This window comes from Bacillus pinisoli (assembly GCF_023036475.1).
GTDB lineage: Bacteria > Bacillota > Bacilli > Bacillales > SA4 > Bacillus_BS > Bacillus_BS pinisoli.
The window spans coordinates 220,457-242,785 of the sequence record NZ_JAJQKI010000006.1 but is presented as its reverse complement, the minus strand read 5'-3'; the positions used below and the strand labels follow the sequence as shown (position 1 = coordinate 242,785).

Genomic DNA, 22,329 nt, shown 5'->3' with positions numbered 1-22,329 from the left:
CAAAACTCCGCTCGACTTGCATGTATTAGGCACGCCGCCAGCGTTCGTCCTGAGCCAGGATCAAACTCTCCAATAAAGTGTTTGATAAGCTCAAATACACCGAGTTTATTTCGCATTAACGAAAATAAACTTCCTTATTATGCGCTGGCATTAATAAGTTTTTTAAAAATTGTTGTTGATTTACATAAACCAACACGCTTGACGTTTTGTTTAGTTTTCAAAGAACTTTCTTCGCCGCTCAGAAGCGACTTTATTAATATAACATTTTCGTTACGAATAAGTCAACACTTTTTAAAAATTATTTTTCTAAGTGGTGAAGTCATTCAGTAGCGACGAAGAACAATATACCATGATTCTAAAAATAATGTCAACAGCTTATATAGATTTTTTTAAAACATTAAAAACTAGAGTAGATTCTGTGGTAAATTCCCTGTCCCTTTGTTTTTTCCGTTCTCACCTTAATCACTTTTCGATCTATTAAGTACTCCAACAAAGCCTCAAAATCAACAGAGTAGTCAATGAGTTCATCATGCGTACTGAGCTCCTGTATTGTCCAGACTTCATTTTCATCCATTACCTCTAGTAAATGCAACGCCCCGACCTTTGTGCTCGAATGAACCAAGAACTCACTTGCCAGAAATAATAATTCTAGCTTTTTATATAGTGTCTCTTCACTTTCAAGTAGTTCTTGATAAAGCTTATATATTTCTGGTTCTATCTTTTTCACTTGATTCCAAACCGTAACCTCTGGATGGAAGCCATGGTCAATAACGGAAAGCCTAGCTAAATGATGAAGTGCATGAACCATGTAATTATATGCATCAAGCATATGTCCTGCTTCAAACAATTCTTTACCATCTTTAAACCTTTTTATTAGCTTAGCAAATTCTAAGCCTATTCTTTTCTTACGGTCCTTTAGAGGGAAATCAAAAAGCTTTTGTTTTAGATCCGTTAAATAATCATTCCGTTCAAATAGAATCTTTCCATTCATAATCCAGTCAATAATTCTTCTATTCGTCCCTAGATTAATCCATTTATCTACTTGATCCGCATCAACAATTTTTAATCCAGCCACCTTACCAGACTCAAGTTGATAATGCTTTAATAGTCTACCTGGTTCCTTCTTATTAACAATGACAAATAAAACAACATCAAAATTATCAGTTGCAGGATTATCTGGTTTTTGTTTTTCTAACAAAACAATACCTAGTGTGTTAGCATGGCTTGCCCTTTCTTGATAGATCGGACGTAATAAATCTTCCATACCTAATTCCTCCAATATAAGGGTATATTTGTAGTTTCGACGCTAAAGGAATAAAAACCTCTTTTATCCACTTGTTTTCAGTACAGGCCTTTTGTCTAATATGATATAGTATTAGCCAGGAGGGAATTTTATGGCTAAAAAATACTCTAATAAAATCAATAAGATTAGAACTTTTGCATTAAGCTTAATTTTTATTGGTTTCATTGTTATGTATATCGGTATATTTTTCAGATCGAACGTTTGGGTAATAAGTATCTTTATGATGCTAGGGCTACTATTTATCATAGCTAGTACGATCGTTTATTTCTGGATTGGCATGCTTTCTACCAAGACGGTGTTAGTCACGTGTCCAAACTGTGAAAAACCAACCAAAATTTTAGGGCGAGTAGATATGTGTATGTATTGTAACGAGCCACTTACACTTGACCCTAATCTAGAAGGCCAAGAATTTGATGAGAAATATAACCGCAGAAACAGAAAAGAAAGCTGACTTTTAAAAAGTCAGCTTTCTTTATGTTGATTAATGTTTTGGTTGCTTAGCACAGTCCGGACACGTACCGTAGGTCTCCATTCTGTGGTGAGAAACCTTAAATCCTGTAACGTGAGACGCAAGTGCTTCGACCTCATCCAAGCCAGGGTAATGAAAATCAACTATTTTTCCGCACTCTTCACATATGACATGATAATGATCACTTGTCACGAAGTCAAAACGACTGGAAGAATCTCCGTAAGTTAATTCTTTCACTAATCCCGCTTCTCTAAAAACTCTTAAATTATTATAGACAGTTGCAACACTCATATTTGGGAACTTTCCTTCAAGCGCTTTAAAAATATCATCGGCCGTTGGATGCGTCATTGTTTGAATTAGATATTCTAATATCGCATGACGTTGTGGAGTAATTCGAACTCCTGAATCTTTCAACGTTTCCAGCGCATCTTTTAATTGTACAGACACCGTCATGCACCTCTCATTAAAAAAAATATTATTTTATAATTGTTATAAATAGTGTATATGCATAAAGCTCTTTTTGTCAATAATTGTGTCTATATTATATGTTATAAATCACCTTTTTAACCCTCTCATTGGTGCAAGGTAGGTTCTTGCTTTTGTAAAAGATGATTTACATATCTTGCGGCTACAAAAAGAAAATCTGAGAGACGATTTAAATAAGACAGTACCATTGGATTTACTTCCTCAATTAAGACGGCTCTTCTTTCTGCCCTTCTTATAACTGTTCTAGCTAGATGTAAGGTTGCACCAGCTCGGGATCCACCCGGTAGGATAAAGTTTGTTAATGGCGGCAGTTGCTCACTCCACTCATCAATTAGTGTTTCCAACCACTCTATATCAGCCTCTGTTAACTTCCACTTCACTTCTTTTCCTATAGGTGTTGCTAGCTCTGCCCCAACATGGAAGATGGTCGTCTGGATTTTTTGACATGCTTCTAAAATCTTCTTTAGCTCCTCAGCTGCCTCTTCCTCAATATAACTTACTGCAAGACCGATTAAAGAGTTCGCTTCATCACACGTACCATACGCTTCTACCCGACTGTCATGTTTTGCAACTCTTTGTCCATAAACAAGAGATGTCGTTCCTTTGTCACCTGATTTTGTATAGATTTTCATCTTGGCCCCTCCGTCCAATGTACTTACTATGTTTGTACTATTATTTATATGTAAAGTTTATCTAATTATTGCAAGTTTCGCCAACTATACCTACTTACTCTATTCAGAAGAAACAAAAAAAGGCGAGAAATGTAACTTCTCGCTCACGACCGCTCTTACTGAATTGAGGGGGGTCCCTATAAAATAAGATATTCCTTTATCCTTTACATGGTATAGACTCGAGTCTAACTATAAAAAGTTTTTTATTATTTGTTATTGATTTAATCCTTATTGTTTTATTGTTTTTTCGTCTTTCCTACCAGCATACACACCTAAGTTCTCCCCTCAAAATCCACCATACTTCTTACAACAAAGGCTGCAGGTATAATGTAACCAATTAATGCTTCCACAACGGCAAAACCTCTCCCGAAACCGATTGGCGTGATATCTCCATAACCAACAGATAATAAAGTAATGGCACTAAAATATAAGGAGGAACCCATTATTTCAATAAATCCACCTTCTAAAATGGAACCTCCCTCGACTAGCACAGGTATTCCCTTCATTTCAAAAAGGGTATACACCAAACTAAAACCGATTAATACATTTGTATATACTAGAAATAGAAATGCTACATTTTCAAACGAGATGTAGTTATTTCGGTGCTCATGCCTTTGAAAAACTTGAACAAAACTTTTATACAAAGTAAACAGAACCACAAATAAAAAGAGCATATTAACCAAGAAAAACCACCTCGTCCTAACATATGAGCGTTGGGTAACTAGCATGATATGTTTTCTTCAACAATCATTGCTCTACACACATAAATCTCTCCATTCTAATTAAACTATCAATTAACTCACAAGTTAATCGAGGAGGACACTTCCACAAAATGTCTCAAGTAAATGTTAAATTAACCTCAGCGGAACTCGCTGGCCTTTGGACCCAATATATGAATGATAGTATGGCGGCAGCATTTCTATCCCATTGCCTCCAAAACTGTAAGGATAAAGAAATAAAACCTGTTATTGAATTTGCATACGACCTTTCTAGGTCACACCTGAAAGATATAAGAGAATTCCTAAAGAAGGACGGCTATCCTATTCCCATAGGATTTACTAAGAATGACGTCTATCTAGATGCACCCCTCTATTCTCAGATATATTAATACTAGTCTACTTACATATCATGGCTTTACACGGACGGATACGCCTTGTCCTTAGGGACTTCAGCATGAGAAGATCAAAGAAAATACTTTACTCAATGCATGTCTGATACAACGAAGTTATTTGATCGAGTCGTACATATCATGCTTAGCAAGGGAATCTTTAGCAGAGCTCCTTATATAAATCCACCAAGTGATGTGAACTTTGTCAAAGAAGGATGGTTAAGAGGTTGGTTGGGAGACCGTAGACCGTTAAACGCAATTGAAATTAGTGGCCTTCACTATAATTTTCAAAAAACTGTTATTAAAGTGATCCTGGAACTTGGATTTGGTCAGGTCGCACAATCTGAAGAGATTAGACAATATATGTATAGAGGCGCACAACTTTGTGAAAAACATTTAGAAGTCATGGGATCTTTATTGAGTGAGGATCATCTATCAAGCCCGAAAAGATGGCAATCTGAGGTAACGGATTCTACCACTCCACCTTTTTCCGATAAACTCATGCTTTTCCACGTTGTATCCCTCTTATCAGTGGCAGTTGGTTACTACGGGGCAGCCGTTTCTGTCTCACAACGTCGTGATTTAGCTCTACAGTACACACGACTAATTGCCGAAATGGGTAAATATGCAGAGGACGGGGCAAACCTCCTTATTAAGAATGGCTGGTTAGAGCAACCCCCTACCGCTGTTGATCGAGAGGAATTATCTAAAGACAATAACAGTTAACATTAGGTTGTTGTTGTAAAGATTGTTGCTTTCTTCAACTACTTTTCATCTAGACAGTTACTCTTTTTAAACGATCAGTACGGCATTTTTAACTTCATAAAAATTAGGTTAGAAAGCAACAAAGTATTAGAAAACAGCCTAACATAAAAACAAGAACGCATATACGTTGCGCTCTTGTTTTTTTATGCTTAATTTCCAGCACCTCTATATTTCGTAACCCCTACATTCCATAACAGCACAGCAAGCGTTATAAAAATGAGTCCCATTACTGGAGTTAGAAAAGCATATCCATACCATTCTTCTTTTCTTAAGAAGTATGCAGCTGGATATACTCCAACGAAAGCAAAGGGGAGAACCCATGTCAGTATAAATTTGATAACCTTATTATAAATATCAACTGGATACCTTCCGTAATTTCCAATATTATACATAGTCGGCATGATAGAAGTTCTCGCATCTGACCAGAAACCGATACTAGCTAACATAATGAAAATACCTGCATATACAAATACTCCACCGAACACCATCACGATAAAGATAAGAGCATCATACCAGTAATAGCTTAATTGTAACTGGGCACTGGCATACCCCATAACAATTAGACCCGTAATTACCCCAAATAAGGACTCAAGTTCCATTCTCTCAAGGATGATTTGAAACAAACTGTGGATGGGCCTTGTTAAAATTCGGTCCATTTCACCTTTTACAATATAACGTTCATTAAAATCCCATATGTTAAAGAATGCTCCAAAAATAGCAAAAGGAACGAGGAAAAATCCATAGATATAGATAATTTCATCTCTCGTCCAACCATTCAGGAATTGAGTGTGTCCGAATACAACTAAAATAAACACTAAGTTTACACCCTGAAACAATAAATCAGACATGATTTCCACGACCATATCAGAGCGATATTGTAGTCTTGTCTTCATGTATTGAGCAATGTACTGAAAAAACATTGATAAATAAAACATTTTAGCCCCCCTGTATGATGAGCTGTTTTTTGGCTAGCATCCACAATAGTTGTATGGGAATAATTAATATGATAGACCAAATCCCTTGAAGGATCAGTGCGTTCACGATGTCCATTCCCTTAAAGCCTTCTGTGAAGATCATACTTGGAATATAACTGATTGCCTGAAAGGGCAAATATCCCATCACTTCTTGTGCCCAAATTGGATAGAAACTGATTGGTAAAAGCAAGCCTGAAAACAAGTCAATCACCACTCGTTTGGCACGAATTAACCCGTCATTATTATATAGGAAGAAAGTGGTAATACCTGCCAATAAATTAATCTGAGTATTAATAATAAAACTAAACATAATTGAGACAAAAAAGCTTATCCAGATCACTACATTCGTAGAAAGATCTAATGGGAAGAATAAATACACAATTACCATTCCAGGTACAGAAAAGAAGAAAAGTCTAAAAATCCCCTCTCCTAATGCTTGCATCATTTTCATTCGTAAATAGTGATACGGTCGGATGAATTCAATGGCCACCTTGCCGTCTTTAATCTCTGTGGCGATTTCACGATCAATATTATTGAAATAAAAGGCTCTCGCCATCCAAGCCACCGCGATATAGGTCGTCATCTGGATGACACTTAACCCTTGAATGGATTCTTTTTCTCCGTAGATTGCGCTCCACAAGAAATAATAAGCGCCAATATTGATGCTGTATATTAAAATGCCACTATAATAATTGGTTCGATAAGCTAACATCATGAGAAAGCGAATGCGAATCATCTCAATATACTTAGCCATGATGGATTCCCTCTTCATAGATGTTTCGAATAATCTCTTCTGTTGAGGCTTCCTTTATATGAAGGTCACGAATCTGATAGTGCGAGACGATTCTAGAGATGAGATCTGAAATAATCTTGTCATCATCAGGAGCAGATGCAATCCATACACTTTCCCTTTCCCCTTTTGTCCACTGAACAGCATACTGCTGACTCATGTTTTCTAACTCTTCTTCCACGATGTTTCTTGTAAATTCAAATTGAATTTGTTTCCCTTCTACCCAATTTGACCTCAATTGTTTTAACGATCCATCATAAATGATACTTCCTTCATCAAGCATGATCACTCGCTCACATAACGCTTCAATATCCGTTAAATCATGAGTAGTTAACAAGATGGTTGTTTTATACTTTTCGTTCATTTCTTTCAAAAAGCGTCTAATTTTCATTTTGACAAGAACATCTAATCCAATGGTTGGTTCGTCTAAAAATAATAAAGAAGGTTTATGGATTAAGGCAGCTGCTAGTTCACATCTCATACGTTGACCAAGGGACAGCTTTCGGACCGGTTTATCAAGTAAATCACCAATATCTAACGTTTCAATGACATGGTCCATATGTTCCTTGTAGTCTTGATCTGAGACATGATAAACCTTTTTCAGCAGTCTGAATGATTCTTGGACCGCAATATCCCACCAAAGCTGCGAACGTTGCCCAAAAACAACCCCAATTGATCTCACAAATTTTTCGCGCTCTTTATGTGGATTCATGCCATTCACTGTTATTTGACCACTAGTTGGTGTTAAAATCCCGGTCAGCATTTTAATGGAAGTTGACTTACCTGCACCATTTTCACCGATATATCCAACCATCTCTCCTTCATTTACTTGAAAGGAGATATCTTTTACCGCTTCTAGTACCTTATAATTTCGTGTAAATAAATCTCGAAACGCTCCTTTAAGACCAGAACGACTTGAATAGGATTTAAACTCTTTTCTTAGGTCTTTTACATCGATTACTATACTCATGTTAGCCTCCATATTTGTAAAACTAAAGTACATCGTATAAGTTTAAGAGATTTTAGAAAGTATGACAAACAGAAACCATTAACTATAGCATACATATTTTCCTTTATTTTATGGCTCTGTTAAACTTTGTTGTTGATTTCGTTCCAGAACACTCGCTTTCCGTGGGCGAATCCGGGAGCCTCCTCGGCAAAAACCGTGCCTGCGGGGTCTCCCCCGACCCGCTCTTCCACAGGAGTCTCGCGTCCTTCCACTTCAATCAACTCTGCTAAAAATCAACACTTTACTTTAACATAGCCTATTTTATAAAAGTCAATGAACATGATAAGATGTAGAAGGAATTTGGATCTACATTTGGGAGGCAACAAAATGGAATTTAAAAAATCTGAAGCATTACATAAAGAAGCACTTGAACATATAGTAGGCGGTGTGAATAGTCCATCTCGGTCTTATAAAGCCGTGGGTGGTGGTTCACCAGTTGTGATGGCGAGAGGAAAAGGTGCTTACTTTTGGGATGTTGATGGTAACCAATACATTGATTACTTAGCTGCATACGGACCGATTATTACCGGACATGCTCATCCTCACATAACAGAGGCTATAACACGAGCTGCAGAAAGTGGAGTTCTATACGGAACACCAACAGAGCATGAAATAAAATTTGCAAAAATGTTAAAAGAGGCCATGCCAAACCTTGATAAAGTGAGGTTTGTAAACTCAGGTACAGAAGCAGTTATGACGACAATTCGTGTTGCTAGAGCTTATACTGGTCGTGATAAAATCATCAAGTTTGAAGGATGCTATCATGGCCATTCAGATTTAGTATTAGTCGCCGCTGGGTCTGGACCATCTACACTAGGTACACCTGACTCTGCTGGGGTGCCTAAGAGTATCGCGCAAGAAGTCATTACCGTTCCTTTTAATGATATCGAACCTTTTAAGGAAGCATTAGATAAATGGGGAGATCAGATCGCCGCTGTTCTAGTAGAACCAATCGTAGGAAACTTTGGTATTGTTGAACCTGAAGATGGTTTCCTACAGAAAATAAATGATCTTGCTCATGAAGCTGGTGCTCTTGTTATCTATGATGAAGTCATTACAGCGTTTCGCTTTATGTACGGTGGTGCTCAAGATATGCTCGGAGTACAACCTGATTTAACGGCTCTTGGGAAAATAATCGGTGGTGGTCTACCAATAGGAGCATATGGTGGGAAGAAGGAGATCATGGAACAAGTCGCACCTCTTGGACCAGCATATCAAGCAGGTACAATGGCCGGGAATCCTGCATCTATTTTATCTGGAATTGCATGTTTAGAGGTACTTCAACAAGAAGGTGTGTATGAACAGCTTGATCGACTAGGAGCTCTGCTGGAAGAAGGTATCTTACAACAAGCTAAAGCTCATCATGTGCCTATTACGATTAATCGTTTAAAAGGCGCACTTACGATTTACTTTACTGAAGAAAAAGTAAGAAATTACAAGCAGGCTGAGAATACAAATGGTGAGATATTCGCCAAATTTTTTAAGCTAATGTTAAACGAAGGAATTAATCTCGCTCCTTCTAAGTATGAAGCCTGGTTCCTTACTATCGCTCATACAGAAGATGACGTGAAGCATACGATAGAAGCAGTTGGAAGAGCTTTCGCACAATTATAACATTGTATAAATATTCACTATCATACAGAGTGACCAGCTTAATTTAAAAGCTGGTCTTTTTTGAGTACTTTTGAAAACGTTTACATATATAGGTTTATTTAATTAACAGAAAATTATGTTTAATATCTCCATCCATAATGATGAATAATAATTGAATTTTTGTAATATGTTTGATAATATAGTAAATACAATTCTGAAAATTTCTAATCTACAAGCTTTTGCAAACTTTGCCTGTAAATCTCTTTATCTATGGCTCTTTTCGTATAGATTGTTGCTTTCGTAAAAATCCCAAAAGCCGGATTTTTACTTACTAGTTTAATGTTATCTGCTTTTCATCCAGACAGTTGCTCTTTTCTAAACGATAAGTATGGCATTTTTCGTTAAAAGTGAGTTTTTTTTCAGAAAAGATAGGTTAGAAAGCAATAAAGTTTTAGAAAAGAGCCTTATTTATAGATTTGCTGTACAATCAACCAAGGAGGTGACGGCCTTAACTGGCCAAGACTATGACAACACAATGGAATCCTAACTCCTTTAAGAATTATCATGAACATGAACATGATGCATGTGGAATCGTCTCTATTATGGAGAAAAAACAAATTCCAACTAAAGAAAATATTGAGTTATGTATTTCTGCACTTGTAACCATGAATCATCGTGCCGGCTTTACGAACGGCGAAGGCGATGGTGTTGGTATACACATTGATATTCCTAGAGAGCTTTGGGAAAAAAAGCTAGCTGACAAGGGAATAGATTCTGCAGTAGCACGTGACGAACATTTTACAGTTGGTCATTTTTTTGTGTCAAAAGATGCGAACCACGATGAAGTAAAATCAACAATTAAAAAGTTATTCGCAGATGCGAAGCTCAACATCGTTTTTGAAACGGACGAAGTGACAAACTCTACTGCACTTGGACCTATTGCAACTCAACAAGAGCCTCTATTTTGGCAAGTAGCCTTATTACCAGAAGAACAACCTAAAAACTTATCTAAACTACTATTCGAACTAACCATAAACATTGAAAAAGATGATCATATCCATGTCGCTTCATTAAGTAACTATCACAGTGTGTACAAAGTAATGGGTGCTGGTGATATCCTCCCTAAGTATTATAAAGATCTTGCCAGTCCGCTAGCTAAATCAGCTATGACACTAGGACATAACCGTTATTCTACTAATACATTATCAAACTTCTTCCGTGTTCAGCCATTCAGTGTACTTGGACATAACGGGGAAATTAATACAATTGCCAAACTTCGTGATGAAGCTGTTATGCTTGGCGTACCGATTACGAATGGTGGAAGCGATTCACAAGACTTAAACAGAACAGTTGAAACTCTACTAGCCCAGCATGGATATACCTTATTTGAAGCGTTGGATATTTTATTCCCGCCTATTATAAACGAAATTAAAGCATATCCTGCGCATTTACAGGATTTGTATGTATACCTTCGTGAAGCATGGGGACATTTTGCACAAGGTCCTGCAGGAATTATATCAAGATACCAAGATGAGGCTGCCTTTAGCTTAGACTCTTTAGGATTACGTCCATTATGGCAGCTTGAAACAGAGACGTCATATATATTCTGTTCTGAGCAAGGTATTGTTTCCTCATCAGAATACACAAACGACCCTAAGCCTTTATCGCCTGGTGAAAAAGTTGGGCTAAAATATATTAATGGAGAAATGAAAGTATTCCATTATGGTGATTTCCAAGAAGAAGTCCATGAACGTATTAAAAACCGTGTAGATTTTGAGGGTTATAGATTTAACTTACAACCTCCTACACTTGAAAAGACCGTTACCGTTAAGACCATCTCAAAAGTACAAAACAACCAGTATTCAGCATTCGGTTGGGATCGTGAGCATATTCAGTTAATTGAACAAATGGCTGAAAAAGGAGCAGAACCAATCCGTTCACTTGGTCATGATGCACCATTAGCAGCTATTGATACAGGACGGAGAAACTTAGCAGACTTTATCAAGGAAAGCGTGGCGGTTGTAACGAATCCTGCGATCGATAGAGATCGTGAAACCGAACACTTCTCCACTAGAATGATGCTTGGAAAGCGCCCTTCTCTTTTTGAGAAGCATGGCAAGCAGCTATTCTTAGAATTACAGTCTCCTATTTTACTAGAAGGCTTACAAGGCTTCAAAATCAGTGGAGAATTAAGCCAGCCGTCATATGACCAAATTGTTCAGGAATTCCATAAACAGGAACTATCCTATTATTTAGATATTACCTTTACTGAGGAAGAGTCCGTTAAAGACGCCTTAAGTCGTTTATCTAAAGAAGCGATTGAAGCTGTAAAGAACGGAAGCTCCCTACTCATCTTAAATGATGGTAGATCTCATCAAAACGGTCAATTATGGCTTGATCCACATCTAGTGGTATCTTCAATCGATCATGCCTTAATTGAAGAAGGACTAAGAAGAGACTGTTCTCTATTATTACGTTCAGGTGCAATCCGTTCATTACACGATGCAATTTTAGCATTAGGATTAGGTGCTGATGCAATAAGTCCGTATTTATTATTTGCGACTGTTAGTGATGAGGATTTAACACCGGTTAAAAATCTATTTGAATCTTTAAATAAAGGCTTGGAGAAAGTTATATCCACTCTTGGTATTCACGAACTTAGAGGATATAGCCGATTATTCTCTTCAATGGGATTAAATGATGAGCTTGCGGATGCTCTGCGAATTGTAAACTTCTTTGGTTCTAATACTTTAAGCTTTAATTTTGCTGCGCTAAAAGAAGATGCATTAAAGCGTGTTGAAGACTTCAACAATGAAGCAGCAAGAGCTGGTAAGTCGTTCCACATCTTCCCGAGAATTTGGAAAGCAATTGGTGATGTCGCTCAGACTGGTTCATATGATGATTATCGTAAAAAGCTTACTGAACAAGAAGAAGGTAATCCAATAAGCATTAGACATTTAACAAGCTTTAAGCAATCTACAAAGCCTGCTAACCCTGAAAAGGTAAATATTTCGGTTGGAGAGCATGATTTACCGTTCGTCATTAGTTCCATGTCATTTGGTTCTCAAAACGAGATTGCGTTCCGTGCTTATGCGGAAGCTGCGGATAAATTGAATATGGTTAGTTTAAATGGAGAAGGTGGAGAAATTAAGGATATGCTTGGTAAGTATCCAAAAACTCGTGGGCAGCAAATTGCGTCCGGACGTTTTGGTGTTAACGCTGAGCTACTTAACTCATCTAACCTATTAGAAATTAAGATTGGGCAAGGCGCAAAGCCTGGGGAAGGCGGTCACTTACCTGGATCAAAAGTAACTCAAAAGGTTGCGGATGCTCGTAATGCTACACTTGGGTCTGACTTAATCTCACCTTCTAATAACCATGATATCTATTCTATTGAAGATCTCGCTCAAATGATTGCTGAGTTAAAGACAGCCAACGACCAAGCTAAAGTTGCTGTTAAAGTACCAGTCGTACCAAATATCGGAACCATCGCGGTTGGTATAGCCAAAGCTGGTGCTGATATTATCACCATTAGTGGTTTTGACGGTGGTACCGGGGCAGCAAGAATTCATGCCCTTCAATATGTAGGTCTACCTGTTGAGATTGGTGTAAAAGCTGCTCATAATGCACTATTAGAAGCCGGCATTCGTAATCATGTTGAGATTTGGGCTGACGGTGGTATTCGTAGTGTATCTGATGTTCTAAAGGTAATGCTACTTGGAGCAAACCGTATCGGATTTGGAACACTTTCCATGATTGCAATCGGTTGTACGACATGTCGTGGCTGTCATTTAGATACCTGCCACGTAGGAATTGCTACTCAAATTGAGTCTGAAGCTCAAGCAAAAGAGCATGGTTTACGCCGTTTCGTTCCTCGTGAATTTGACAATGCTGTAAATGGTTTAATGAATCTGTTCACAGCATTCGGCAATGAACTAAAGCAGCTAACGGCTGACTTAGGATTCACAAATGTTCAAGACATTGTAGGACGTTCAGATTTACTAGAGCAGACTAGAGGCGTTGATCAAATGAATTTATCAACTCTGCTAGAAACAATTGAAGTTGGTCAATTTACACAGAAGGAAGTTGCAGCAAGCATTGAAGAATCAACTCTTGCTGTTGCAGTAGGAGCTGAATATTTAGATCAAAATGTAAGTGAATTAACGAAGTCTCGTGAATTCTCGGCTGTTACATCCGAGCAACGTGTACTCGGAAGCCGTGTATCCTGTCACCGTGTTCGTGGAAGACTTGACGGATCTTACAAGAAACTCCCTGCTATTTCACTAAAATACAAAAACGGGTCTATACCAGGAAATGGTTTAGGAGCTTATAACAGTGAAGGAATTACCATTCGAGTTGAAGGTGGTTCGCAAGACGGAACGGGTAAAACTTCGTTTGGAGGAAATATTCATATCTTAAAGTCTAAAGGAAAAGACGGAAAGTTATATAACGGTTCTGTCGGAAAAGGCTTTGGCTATGGCGCTCAAAAAGGACAATTATTCGTTCAAGGTAATGCGGATGCACGTGCTGGAATTCGATTATCTGGTGCAGATATGATTATCGGCGGACACGTAACAAAGCCAATTCCTGAACAAGAGTTTGGAAATGTAGGTGTTCATGCAAACATTAAAGGCTTTGCTTTTGAATATATGACAAATGGGCGCGGTCTTGTCATTGGCGATCCAGGTCCATGGATCTGTGCAGGTATGACGGGTGGTACAGTCTACCTTCGACATGATGCTTCTATGAATTTAACAAAGGAAACACTCTCTAGAAGAATCGCAAAAGGTGCGAAGGTATCCATCACTGCTTTATCTAAGAAAGGCATTGAAGATGTAACAGAACTTCTAAGCTCTTATATTCAAGTTTTAACAGAACATGAGCAATGGGAAGAAGTTGAATACCTCAAGCCACTATTAGAAAGCCCAGAGGAAAACTTCCTCCAAGTGTTACCAATGAAAGAGCAAGCAGATCCAGCTGTTTCAACAGAATAATTAAACGAACCCTCTGCCTACAAGCAGAGGGTTTTCTTATTAATCTATCAACCGACACTCTTACCTTGCAATTGGTCAAGTATCAGCTTTATTATATCGTCATGTGACATGTCATTCGTCAAGGATGTTTCTCCATCCGCCCCAAGATAATCGCGTGGCTTCCACCAAGCTCGTAAAGAATCTTCTCCAAACTTCATCTTTTTGAGACGGGTGTTATGGCGTTTTACAGTCTCTTCAAAGGATAAATCAAAATAATAAATGTATGCTCTTTCATTATAGTATTGGATTAGGTCATTCAGCATTTTACCGTACAGATCTTTCACTAAAATTCCCTCCACGATGACAAATTCACATTTTCCTTTACCGTACTCTGCAATCTGTCTAATTAAATCAATGGAAAGGTTCCCCATTCTGTCATGAACCTTTAACATATCTCGACGAACAGTATCCTGGGGTACCAAGAGAGTGCCCCTTCCTAACTGCTCTTGTAAACTCTTTGAAATCGTCGTTTTCCCACTGGCTGAATTTCCACGTATGATAATTAATTTAGATTCCATCCTTTCCCCTCCTCGTTACGAACATTACTAGCTATAATTTTGCATTTCTTCCTTACAATAAAGTCATACTAATAAAAATGACTACGGAGGATCTCATGCAATTTGTCGTATTTTTCTTTATATCCTGGCTTGTTATCGCTTTATATAGTGTAGTAAATAAGAAATTAAACGTAATCGAGAGTACATTTATTTTCTTAGTTGTTCTTATTGTAAGTATTAACTTTTCTTGGATTGTCATAAATGAATTACATTTAATTACCGTCAGCAAACAAAAATTAGCTTATACGGGATTTCTACTGAATCGTAGCATCATTATACCTCTATTGGTGTTGTTAGCTATTGATCTTACTATAAAAATGAATAAACCTTCCCATAAAGTACTGGTCTTCATTTCTCTTGTCTCTGTATTAAATGGGTTAAGTTTGTTATCAACGAGTCTAGGTGTTACCGATTTTAAGAATTGGAACTTATTATATGAGTCGATTTACTTTGTTTGTTTAGGCTTAATTGCTTTAGCAAGTATTCGAATACTTAATAAAATCAGTAAAGATGTGGTGAAGAAAAATGATGCTATGGGAAACCTACGATAAGAATGAAGTATATATCATTGTCATGCTATTAGTTGCCTATGTAGCGTTAATTGGTTTTCCTAAAAAGTTATCCCCACAAATTACTATATTTTTCTTAGTTTGGGGGTTTGCGAGCTCCACCCTTTTTGATTTCACCATTGGAGGAGGATTGTTTGATTTTTATAAAGTCAACGATTCCAATAACTACGAGCTGACAGATTTATTGACATACTTTTTATTTGCTACCTTTAGTTACTTTTTTATCTATTTTTATGAAGTTTTACGAATCCATAAAAAATCGTTTATACCTTATATATTAGGTTGGACAACTGTTGGGTTGTTGATGGAGAAGGTTTCTTCCATCATGGGAGTTACTCATTATCAAAATGGATATCAAATATACTTTTCTGTAATTGTATTTTTAGTTATTCAGACGACAACTGCTCTCTATTATGAATTCATAAAACGTAAGATTAACATAACCTAAATCAAGCATTCTTCTAGGATGCTTTTTACTCGTTTAGATCTAAAATCTCCGGTATTAACATCTTAACCTTGCACTTCTCCTCCACTTCCATCAAAATAATGTTTATGAGTTCTCTTTAAAGTGAAAAATGTGATAAGGGTTTGAAGGAGGTCCATATACATTATGAAAATTGGTGCACGTATTTTAAAAACGGGTATTGCCGTTGCACTTTCCCTTTATATCGCCCATTTACTTGATTTACCTTCCCCTTCGTTTGCTGGAATTGCTGCTGCCTTTGCGATTCAACCGTCTATTTATCGGTCTTTTCAATCCATTATTGACCAGTTCCAAGCGAATATCATTGGTGCTTTTTTCGCCATTTTGTTTACACTGCTATTTACAAACAACTCAATTATTATAGGGTTTACAGTGATGATTGTAATTGGGATTACGATCAAGCTCAAGATTGAGAGCACGATTCCTTTAGCGGTAGTTACGGTTATTGCTATCATGGAAACACCAGGCGAGCAATTTATTGAATTCGGTTTAATCCGATTCGGGACTGTCCTACTTGGCGTTGTATCTGCCTTTTTAGTTAATCTTGCTTTCTTTCCACCCAAATATGAAGCTAAGTTGTATTATCAGATCGTGGATACAACAGAAGACATTATTAAATGGATTCGGATTAACACAAGAAATGCATCTGGCCATATTGAACTTAAGGAAGAAATTGAGAAAATGAAGGATCGATTAGTAAAGCTTGATCAACTCTTCTCTTTTTATAAAGAAGAACGAAATCGATTTGAAAGAAAAGGTAAACAATACGCGAAAACGCGAAAGCTCGTCTTATTTCGCCAAATGTTAGTAACCACGACTCAAGCGTATGACACGTTAAAAAGACTACATAGACTTGAAAATGAAGTACATTGTATGCCACAAAGCTTTCAAGATTTAATTAAGACAGAATTAGATACCCTATCTTCTTCTCATGAACAACTGCTACTTCAATTTGTCGGTAAGATTAAATCGCATGTACCAGTGATGGACGAGAAAGTTTCTTATCAGGATTCTGAGTTATTACGTGAATATATTGAACAATACAAATCAGAAAATGAGCAACAACTTCAAGAAGCTACTCAGCTTTTCCCACTAGTATCAATGGTTCTTGAATACCGGAGTCACTTGGGACATTTAGAAAAGTTACTTGATAGCTTCCAGACCTACCATACAGACGATAACGAGGTAGAAGTAGAGGGGAAAGATTAATTGTAAAGAGCCCGAAGATCAATCCATATTGTTTTTCGGGCTCTTTATTTTAAAGCAGGAAACGTGATATAAAAAGTGGTACCTTCATTTGGCTTACTGTACACTTTATAAGCCCCACCTAAACTTTTAAGTATATTTAAGGAGACCATCATTCCCAATCCTGTCCCGTTTTGCTTCGTGGAAAAATAGGGCTCTCCTAATCTGAGCAGCTGCTCTTTAGACATTCCAAAGCCCGTATCCTTTATAATTACTTTTACATCCTCTTTATCATGTAAAAGTAAGATAGATAATTCTCCACCGTTTGGCATGGCCTCTATTGAATTTTTTAGAATATTTAAGAACAGCTGATGAATTTTCAGCCTATCTCCTTCAATAGGTACATAAGAACCATCATACGAAATATTAATATTATGCATAGCTGCAAAAGGACTCACTACTTTAATGATTTTCTGTAATTCTTCCCCAAGTTCTAATACTTCAACCTTATCGAAAGCAGGCTTAGCAAACGTTAAGTAATCCGTTATTATGGTTTCTGCATTTACTAATCCCTCTAACGCCAAATCAAAATAAAGTCGGTCCTCCTCATTATCAGAGTACTTATTTTTTAATAACTGTATAAACCCTTTTGTAACGGTGAGCGGATTTCGAACCTCATGAGATACAGAAGCCGCTAAATGACTAACAATAGACATTTTATCTACTTTGTGTAATTCAATTAACGTATGTAATCTTTCTATCGTACTCTCTAAGAGATAAATAGAACATAAAATACAAATGATACTTACTGCGATTAAAACTAAGCCTAGGTAGACAGCTGTTATATCATAAACAAAGAATGCAATAGGTAAACCAAGAATTGTAGGTAGTATACAGATCCAAGCGGAAACGCTTACTTTTTTCTTTAGGGAAAACGTTGGGAATTGTTTAATTGTTCGTAATAACATAAAAGCTACTATTCCGTATTCTACTAAGGAGATATAAAACCCACTTCCACCTACCATATATCGAAGACCTAATGTCGTCAATAACACTACTGCCCCTACCCTGACCCCTCCATATAGAGTACCAATAATAAATGGTATAATTCTCAAGTCAAGGAGCCCTTCACCAAGATGCACTGGAAAAAGAAGACATAGCACGCTTGATATTGAGAACATGATAGCAAGAAGTAGCTTTTGTTTCTTTGAGGATTTGATAGTTTCGAGTGGACTATTTAGTAGTAGTGCCTGGTATGCCACTATTGGTAATATGATAAATAACATATTAATTAAGAAATCTAATAAATTAGTAATCATACTTTGCTCCTGTAGGTATGTTTATTATCACTATACATACATTCTACAAATGTAAACAAATCCCTTTTTCCCTAGTCAAATAACGACACATATCTATTAAAAAAATCCCTGGTTTCCCAGGGCTACCTTTTAAGTAGAGAATGGATATAATGGCAAACATAATTGAATATGAGTTCCGGAGTCGTCACTTCTTACAATATTAATATCTCCACGATGTGCTAATAGAATCTGCTTGCAATATGGTAATCCAAGGCCGGTTCCCTTTTCTTTATTTGAATGAAATGGATAGAATACCGTTTCCCACTCTTCTTTGTTTATTCCAGTACCTCGATCTATAAAATCAATGTATATCTTGTCCTGTTCCAAATAGGCTTTAATTTGGAGTTGTAAGCGTTCAGTTTCACTAGGAGTTGCTTCTATACTATTTTTTATCAAATTGACAAACACTTGTAATATATAGGCTTCGTTTATATTTACGGTTAAGTTCCTTGGTATATCTACCTCTATTGTATACTTTTGATTTTGTAACGTTAGTTCGCAAAGAAGAAGAGCCTTTTTGACCACCTGCATCAACGGTTTTTCTACAAAGTTCATGTTTTGGGTCTTCAAAAAGGTCTGATATCCTTTAACAAAATCATGTAACTGATCACTCGCAATTTGGATTTGCTCTAATACCTGTTTAGACTTAGGAGTAAGCTCTTGAAGCTCTGGCATAATTTGTACTCCACCTTGTATAACCGTTAAGCTATTTTTAACTTCATGAATTAAGCTTGACTTAATCGTACCTGCATAATCGAGCTTACTTTGTCTTTCTAGCACTTGCTGATAGCTTTTTAAAAGGTGGTTATACATTTTTATGAACGAAGAAGCTAGATGGGTTTCAGCCTCTCTACATTCTCCATAATACTACCTCACATTGCGCTAATATAGATTTATCAATTAGGGACTAACTAAGGAAACTTTCAACAAAAGCTCTGATTATCCTTCTTTCTGGAGAAAAAAGTGCGTAGATCACGAGTAGATCTACGCACTTAAAAATGGTCTTTTTGAGTTCTTTTCTCCAACTAGTAAAGTAACCTATTTAAAAAACTTCTTTACCAGCATTAATTTTCTTTCATTGAAAGGTGGAAGAAGGAGGTCTAGTGTACGGCTACCCTTTTTCTTTAATACACTTTTCTCATGTGAAAAAGTCTTGAAACTATAATGGCCGTGATAAGCCCCCATTCCGGAATGTCCGACACCCCCAAATGGAAGCTCAGGATTACCCAGATGTGTTAGTGTATCGTTTACACATACTCCCCCTGAAGAAACTTCTGTAAGCACTCTCTCTTCAACTTCTGGATTTGATGTAAACAGATAGAGCGCCAGAGGCTTTGAATTCTTCTTAATGATTGAGATTGCATTCGTTAGTTCAGAATACGACAATACGGGTAGAATAGGGCCAAAGATTTCTTCTTCCATCGTAGCTGAGTTCTCACTTGCCTCAATTAAGGTTGGTTCAATAAACCTTGAAGCTTGGTCAACTTTACCACCGAAGATGATACTGTCCTGTTCTCTTTCAAGTAGTTCTACTAACCGATTAAAATGTCTCGTGGTGACAATTCTCCCATAATCCTTACTTTCTAATACGTTATGACCGTAAAAAGTTTTTATTGTAGATTTTAATGCTTCTATCATCGATTCTTTAATATCCTCATGAACGAGCAGGTAATCAGGGGCTACACAGGTCTGACCGGCGTTGACCGTTTTTCCCCAGATGATTTTTTGAGCGGCAGCTTGAATGTCGGCTGATGAGTCAATAATGACAGGACTCTTTCCACCGAGTTCTAACGTTACAGGTATTAGATTCTTCGATGCTGCTTCCATTACAATCTTACCTACCTGGGTACTCCCCGTGAAGAATATATAATCAAACGGACTATTGATTAAAGCTTGATTCGTTTCAATTCCGCCTTCAATGGAGCAAATATACTTACTTTGAAACGTACTTTCAATCATATCAGTCACAACGCCCGCCACGTTCGGTACAAGTTCAGATGGCTTTATTACTGCTGTATTCCCTGCAGCAATTGCCCCTACTAAAGGCTCAACCAGTAATTGAAAGGGATAGTTGAAAGGACCAATTATTAACACGGTTCCATATGGCTCAGACATTATGAAGCTTTTAGCTGGCTGTAAATAAAGTGGGGTTTTGACTTTCTTTGGTTCCATCCACTTTTTCAGTGATTTCTTAGCCTGTCGTATACTATGTAGCACATAGCCAATTTCAGTTGTATAGGTTTCGAAAGGATGCTTTCCTAAATCCTTTTGCAATGCTTCTGTTATTTTGTCTTCGTACTTCAGAATTCCTTCTTTCAATAGATCTAACTGTTTTATTCTAAATTCATAACTTCGGGTTTGATTGGATTCAAAGAAATCTTGGTGTTTATCTAGAATTTTTTTTACTACTTCAGGTGTCACTTCTTTCATCATCCTTCATCTCCCTTTCTTCTCCTACTTCTTCTAATTGCTTTGTTAATTCCTTTAATAAACTAATGGAAGGTTGTAATGACACGGAATAAAACCGCTGTGTCCCAACTTGTCTTACTTTAATTAATCCTTCTGCTCTTAATAACTTCAGATGATGTGATATAGCTGGTCTTGATAAACTAGATTGTTGTGCAATTTCATTCACTGTCAACTCACCTCGATCACAGAGTGATACAATAATATTTTGTCTATGTGAATCTCTTAATACTTCAAAGATAGGGATACATTCCCTAAAAACATCTAAAGCTTTTTGGCTCATAAAATCCTCCGTTCGAATGTTTAACCTTTTAAACATTTAAACATTAATTATATATCTTGTAAAGCTCTCTGCTGAGCATAATAATAGGTCAATACATACACACTAAGCAAGATTATACTTAGGTGGTGATGCAATGTTTAATTTTCAAACACATCGGCTATTAGTAACAAGTACCATACTATCAAGCATTTTCAGTGCAATAATCATCGGTATGGCGATTATGCACCATTTTTCTGTACTACAACGAATTAACCATTTAAGTGATCTAATGAAAAGAAAGCAAGAGAGCAATTAGTTTGCTCTCTTGCTTTCTTTCCACATCTATATAAATAATAGTAAACTTATTGCCATAACCGCCATACCACCGATTACTCCATAAATGGATAAATGTGCCTCATCATACTTTTGAGCGGCTGGTAATAATTCATCTAATGAAATAAATACCATAATCCCTGCAACTGCTGCAAAGATAACTCCGAACATAATGTCATTTAAGTAAGGCATTAATACAAGGTACGCGACAAGTGCACCAAGTGGTTCAGAAAGTCCCGATAAAAAAGAAAGTTTAAATGCCTTTTTCTTGTCTCCTGTAGCAAAATAAACGGGTACTGATACAGCTATCCCCTCTGGTATATTATGAATGGCAATGGCGACCGCAATTGCAATCCCTAAAGAAGGATCTTGTAATGCTGAAGTGAACGTAGCAATTCCTTCTGGAAAGTTATGAATCGCAATAGCAAGCGCTGTAAAGGTTCCCATCTTTAGAAGGTTAGGGTTACGGGGTGCATTCATATCCTCTACCTTCTTAACCTCATGAGGGTTTCCTGCTTTAGGAATCAGTTTATCTATAAGCGCAATTAGAAACATTCCACCGAAAAATCCTGCAACAGTCGTCCAGTTACCTGCTACATTTCCCATTGCAGACACAAGAGCATCTTGTGCTTTTACAAATATCTCAACCATTGATACATATATCATGACACCCGCCGAGAAACCAAGGGATAGTGATAGGAACTTAGTATTAGTGGTAGATGTAAAGAAAGCTAATATACTTCCAACACCTGTTGCAAGACCTGCCATTAACGTCAATCCAAATGCGAGTAGTAAGTTTTCAGTCAATTTTCTTCCCTCCCGTTTCACAATATATGTAGAATGACTATAAAATGATTATATAAATTTATATTTATAAATAATACTAAAAGTTTATATGTAATATAGTAAAGTTG

At 37.0% G+C, this 22,329-nt stretch carries 21 protein-coding genes, 1 rRNA gene and 2 pseudogenes; 9 read left to right on the top strand and 15 right to left on the bottom strand.

The genetic code is table 11. The features are described 5' to 3' along the window. Both LT143_RS11355 and LT143_RS11350 read right to left on the bottom strand, forming a co-directional pair. Nucleotides 1–76 (bottom strand): 16S ribosomal RNA (locus tag LT143_RS11355); the annotation flags it as partial. A 321-nt stretch (nucleotides 77–397) separates the two neighbouring features. After that, a complete protein-coding gene (locus LT143_RS11350) occupies nucleotides 398–1,264 on the bottom strand; it encodes a nucleotidyltransferase-like protein (RefSeq protein ID WP_246943096.1) in 867 nt (288 codons plus the stop codon). A 130-nt stretch (nucleotides 1,265–1,394) separates the two neighbouring features. Here LT143_RS11350 and LT143_RS11345 point away from each other — a divergent pair, with 130 nt between their 5' ends. Beyond that, entirely contained in the window at nucleotides 1,395–1,754 is a 360-nt protein-coding gene (locus tag LT143_RS11345; protein ID WP_246943095.1) for a YgzB family protein, read from the top strand. Between the two features lie 30 nt (nucleotides 1,755–1,784). Here the strand turns inward: LT143_RS11345 and perR are convergent, their stop codons facing one another. The 3 genes from perR to LT143_RS11330 all read right to left on the bottom strand — a co-directional run bounded on the left by perR (nucleotide 1,785) and on the right by LT143_RS11330 (nucleotide 3,603). Further along, a complete protein-coding gene (gene perR, locus LT143_RS11340; protein ID WP_246943093.1) occupies nucleotides 1,785–2,225 on the bottom strand; it encodes a peroxide-responsive transcriptional repressor PerR in 441 nt (146 codons plus the stop codon). 119 nt (nucleotides 2,226–2,344) lie between these two features. Continuing rightward, the gene (locus tag LT143_RS11335; RefSeq protein ID WP_246943092.1) at nucleotides 2,345–2,890 is read right to left on the bottom strand and encodes a cob(I)yrinic acid a,c-diamide adenosyltransferase; all 546 of its coding nucleotides are present in this window, start codon (nucleotides 2,888–2,890) and stop codon (nucleotides 2,345–2,347) included. Nucleotides 2,891–3,201: 311 nt separating this feature from the next. Then, nucleotides 3,202–3,603 carry a potassium channel family protein gene (locus LT143_RS11330; protein ID WP_246943108.1) on the bottom strand — a complete coding sequence of 134 codons (402 nt, stop codon included), beginning with the start codon at nucleotides 3,601–3,603 and terminating at the stop codon, nucleotides 3,202–3,204. 158 nt (nucleotides 3,604–3,761) lie between these two features. Between LT143_RS11330 and LT143_RS20590 the strand changes: the two genes are divergently transcribed. Continuing rightward, nucleotides 3,762–4,037: a DUF3231 family protein gene (locus LT143_RS20590; RefSeq protein WP_336296602.1), complete on the top strand. Its 276-nt coding sequence runs from the start codon at nucleotides 3,762–3,764 to the stop codon at nucleotides 4,035–4,037. A gap of 99 nt (nucleotides 4,038–4,136) precedes the next feature. Continuing rightward, nucleotides 4,137–4,763, top strand: coding sequence for a DUF3231 family protein (locus tag LT143_RS20585; protein ID WP_336296601.1), 627 nt, complete (start codon nucleotides 4,137–4,139; stop codon nucleotides 4,761–4,763). A gap of 188 nt (nucleotides 4,764–4,951) precedes the next feature. Here the strand turns inward: LT143_RS20585 and LT143_RS11320 are convergent, their stop codons facing one another. The 4 genes and pseudogenes from LT143_RS11320 to LT143_RS11310 all read right to left on the bottom strand — a co-directional run. Beyond that, nucleotides 4,952–5,737, bottom strand: coding sequence for an ABC transporter permease (locus LT143_RS11320; protein WP_246943091.1), 786 nt, complete (start codon nucleotides 5,735–5,737; stop codon nucleotides 4,952–4,954). A gap of 1 nt (nucleotide 5,738) precedes the next feature. After that, entirely contained in the window at nucleotides 5,739–6,530 is a 792-nt protein-coding gene (locus LT143_RS11315) for an ABC transporter permease (protein ID WP_246943090.1), read from the bottom strand. Next, nucleotides 6,523–6,651: pseudogene (locus tag LT143_RS20745) on the bottom strand (daunorubicin ABC transporter ATP-binding protein); the annotation flags it as partial. The pseudogene LT143_RS20745 and the gene LT143_RS11315, both read right to left, overlap by 8 nt. A 137-nt stretch (nucleotides 6,652–6,788) precedes the next feature. Continuing rightward, a pseudogene (locus LT143_RS11310) lies at nucleotides 6,789–7,536 on the bottom strand (ABC transporter ATP-binding protein); the annotation flags it as partial. 366 nt (nucleotides 7,537–7,902) lie between these two features. Between LT143_RS11310 and LT143_RS11305 the strand changes: the two are divergent. Further along, nucleotides 7,903–9,189 carry a glutamate-1-semialdehyde 2,1-aminomutase gene (locus tag LT143_RS11305; RefSeq protein ID WP_246943088.1) on the top strand — a complete coding sequence of 429 codons (1,287 nt, stop codon included), beginning with the start codon at nucleotides 7,903–7,905 and terminating at the stop codon, nucleotides 9,187–9,189. A 503-nt stretch (nucleotides 9,190–9,692) separates the two neighbouring features. After that, complete coding sequence (locus tag LT143_RS11300; RefSeq protein WP_246943087.1) at nucleotides 9,693–14,162, top strand: glutamate synthase-related protein; 4,470 nt, start codon at nucleotides 9,693–9,695, stop codon at nucleotides 14,160–14,162. 47 nt (nucleotides 14,163–14,209) lie between these two features. On the opposite strand, the gene LT143_RS11295 is transcribed toward LT143_RS11300, so the two are convergent. Continuing rightward, entirely contained in the window at nucleotides 14,210–14,719 is a 510-nt protein-coding gene (locus tag LT143_RS11295; RefSeq protein WP_246943086.1) for a kinase, read from the bottom strand. 95 nt (nucleotides 14,720–14,814) lie between these two features. On the opposite strand from LT143_RS11295, the gene LT143_RS11290 reads away from it, so the two are divergent. The 3 genes from LT143_RS11290 (at nucleotide 14,815) to LT143_RS11280 (ending at nucleotide 17,020) form a co-directional block, all read left to right on the top strand. Next, nucleotides 14,815–15,309: a hypothetical protein gene (locus LT143_RS11290; protein ID WP_246943085.1), complete on the top strand. Its 495-nt coding sequence runs from the start codon at nucleotides 14,815–14,817 to the stop codon at nucleotides 15,307–15,309. Next, nucleotides 15,284–15,775, top strand: a complete 492-nt coding sequence (locus LT143_RS11285) for a hypothetical protein (protein WP_246943084.1) — start codon at nucleotides 15,284–15,286, stop codon at nucleotides 15,773–15,775. Before LT143_RS11290 ends, LT143_RS11285 begins: the two co-directional genes overlap by 26 nt. Before the next feature lie 162 nt (nucleotides 15,776–15,937). Further along, nucleotides 15,938–17,020: an FUSC family protein gene (locus LT143_RS11280; RefSeq protein ID WP_246943083.1), complete on the top strand. Its 1,083-nt coding sequence runs from the start codon at nucleotides 15,938–15,940 to the stop codon at nucleotides 17,018–17,020. A 44-nt stretch (nucleotides 17,021–17,064) separates the two neighbouring features. Here LT143_RS11280 and LT143_RS11275 read toward each other — a convergent pair whose 3' ends face one another. The 4 genes from LT143_RS11275 to LT143_RS11260 form a co-directional block, all read right to left on the bottom strand. Beyond that, nucleotides 17,065–18,315: an ATP-binding protein gene (locus tag LT143_RS11275; RefSeq protein ID WP_246943082.1), complete on the bottom strand. Its 1,251-nt coding sequence runs from the start codon at nucleotides 18,313–18,315 to the stop codon at nucleotides 17,065–17,067. 129 nt (nucleotides 18,316–18,444) lie between these two features. Further along, nucleotides 18,445–19,167 carry a sensor histidine kinase gene (locus tag LT143_RS11270; protein WP_246943081.1) on the bottom strand — a complete coding sequence of 241 codons (723 nt, stop codon included), beginning with the start codon at nucleotides 19,165–19,167 and terminating at the stop codon, nucleotides 18,445–18,447. A 225-nt stretch (nucleotides 19,168–19,392) separates the two neighbouring features. Next, entirely contained in the window at nucleotides 19,393–20,784 is a 1,392-nt protein-coding gene (locus LT143_RS11265) for an aldehyde dehydrogenase (protein WP_246943080.1), read from the bottom strand. Continuing rightward, nucleotides 20,765–21,103 (bottom strand): ArsR/SmtB family transcription factor, encoded by a 339-nt coding sequence (locus tag LT143_RS11260; protein ID WP_246943079.1) that lies wholly within the window; start codon nucleotides 21,101–21,103, stop codon nucleotides 20,765–20,767. The genes LT143_RS11265 and LT143_RS11260 overlap by 20 nt, the downstream gene beginning before the upstream one ends. A gap of 133 nt (nucleotides 21,104–21,236) precedes the next feature. On the opposite strand from LT143_RS11260, the gene LT143_RS11255 reads away from it, so the two are divergent. Beyond that, entirely contained in the window at nucleotides 21,237–21,398 is a 162-nt protein-coding gene (locus tag LT143_RS11255) for a hypothetical protein (RefSeq protein ID WP_246943078.1), read from the top strand. Between the two features lie 26 nt (nucleotides 21,399–21,424). Here the strand turns inward: LT143_RS11255 and zupT are convergent, their stop codons facing one another. Continuing rightward, the gene (gene zupT / locus LT143_RS11250) at nucleotides 21,425–22,222 is read right to left on the bottom strand and encodes a zinc transporter ZupT (protein ID WP_246943077.1); all 798 of its coding nucleotides are present in this window, start codon (nucleotides 22,220–22,222) and stop codon (nucleotides 21,425–21,427) included. Nucleotides 22,223–22,329 lie beyond the last annotated feature (107 nt).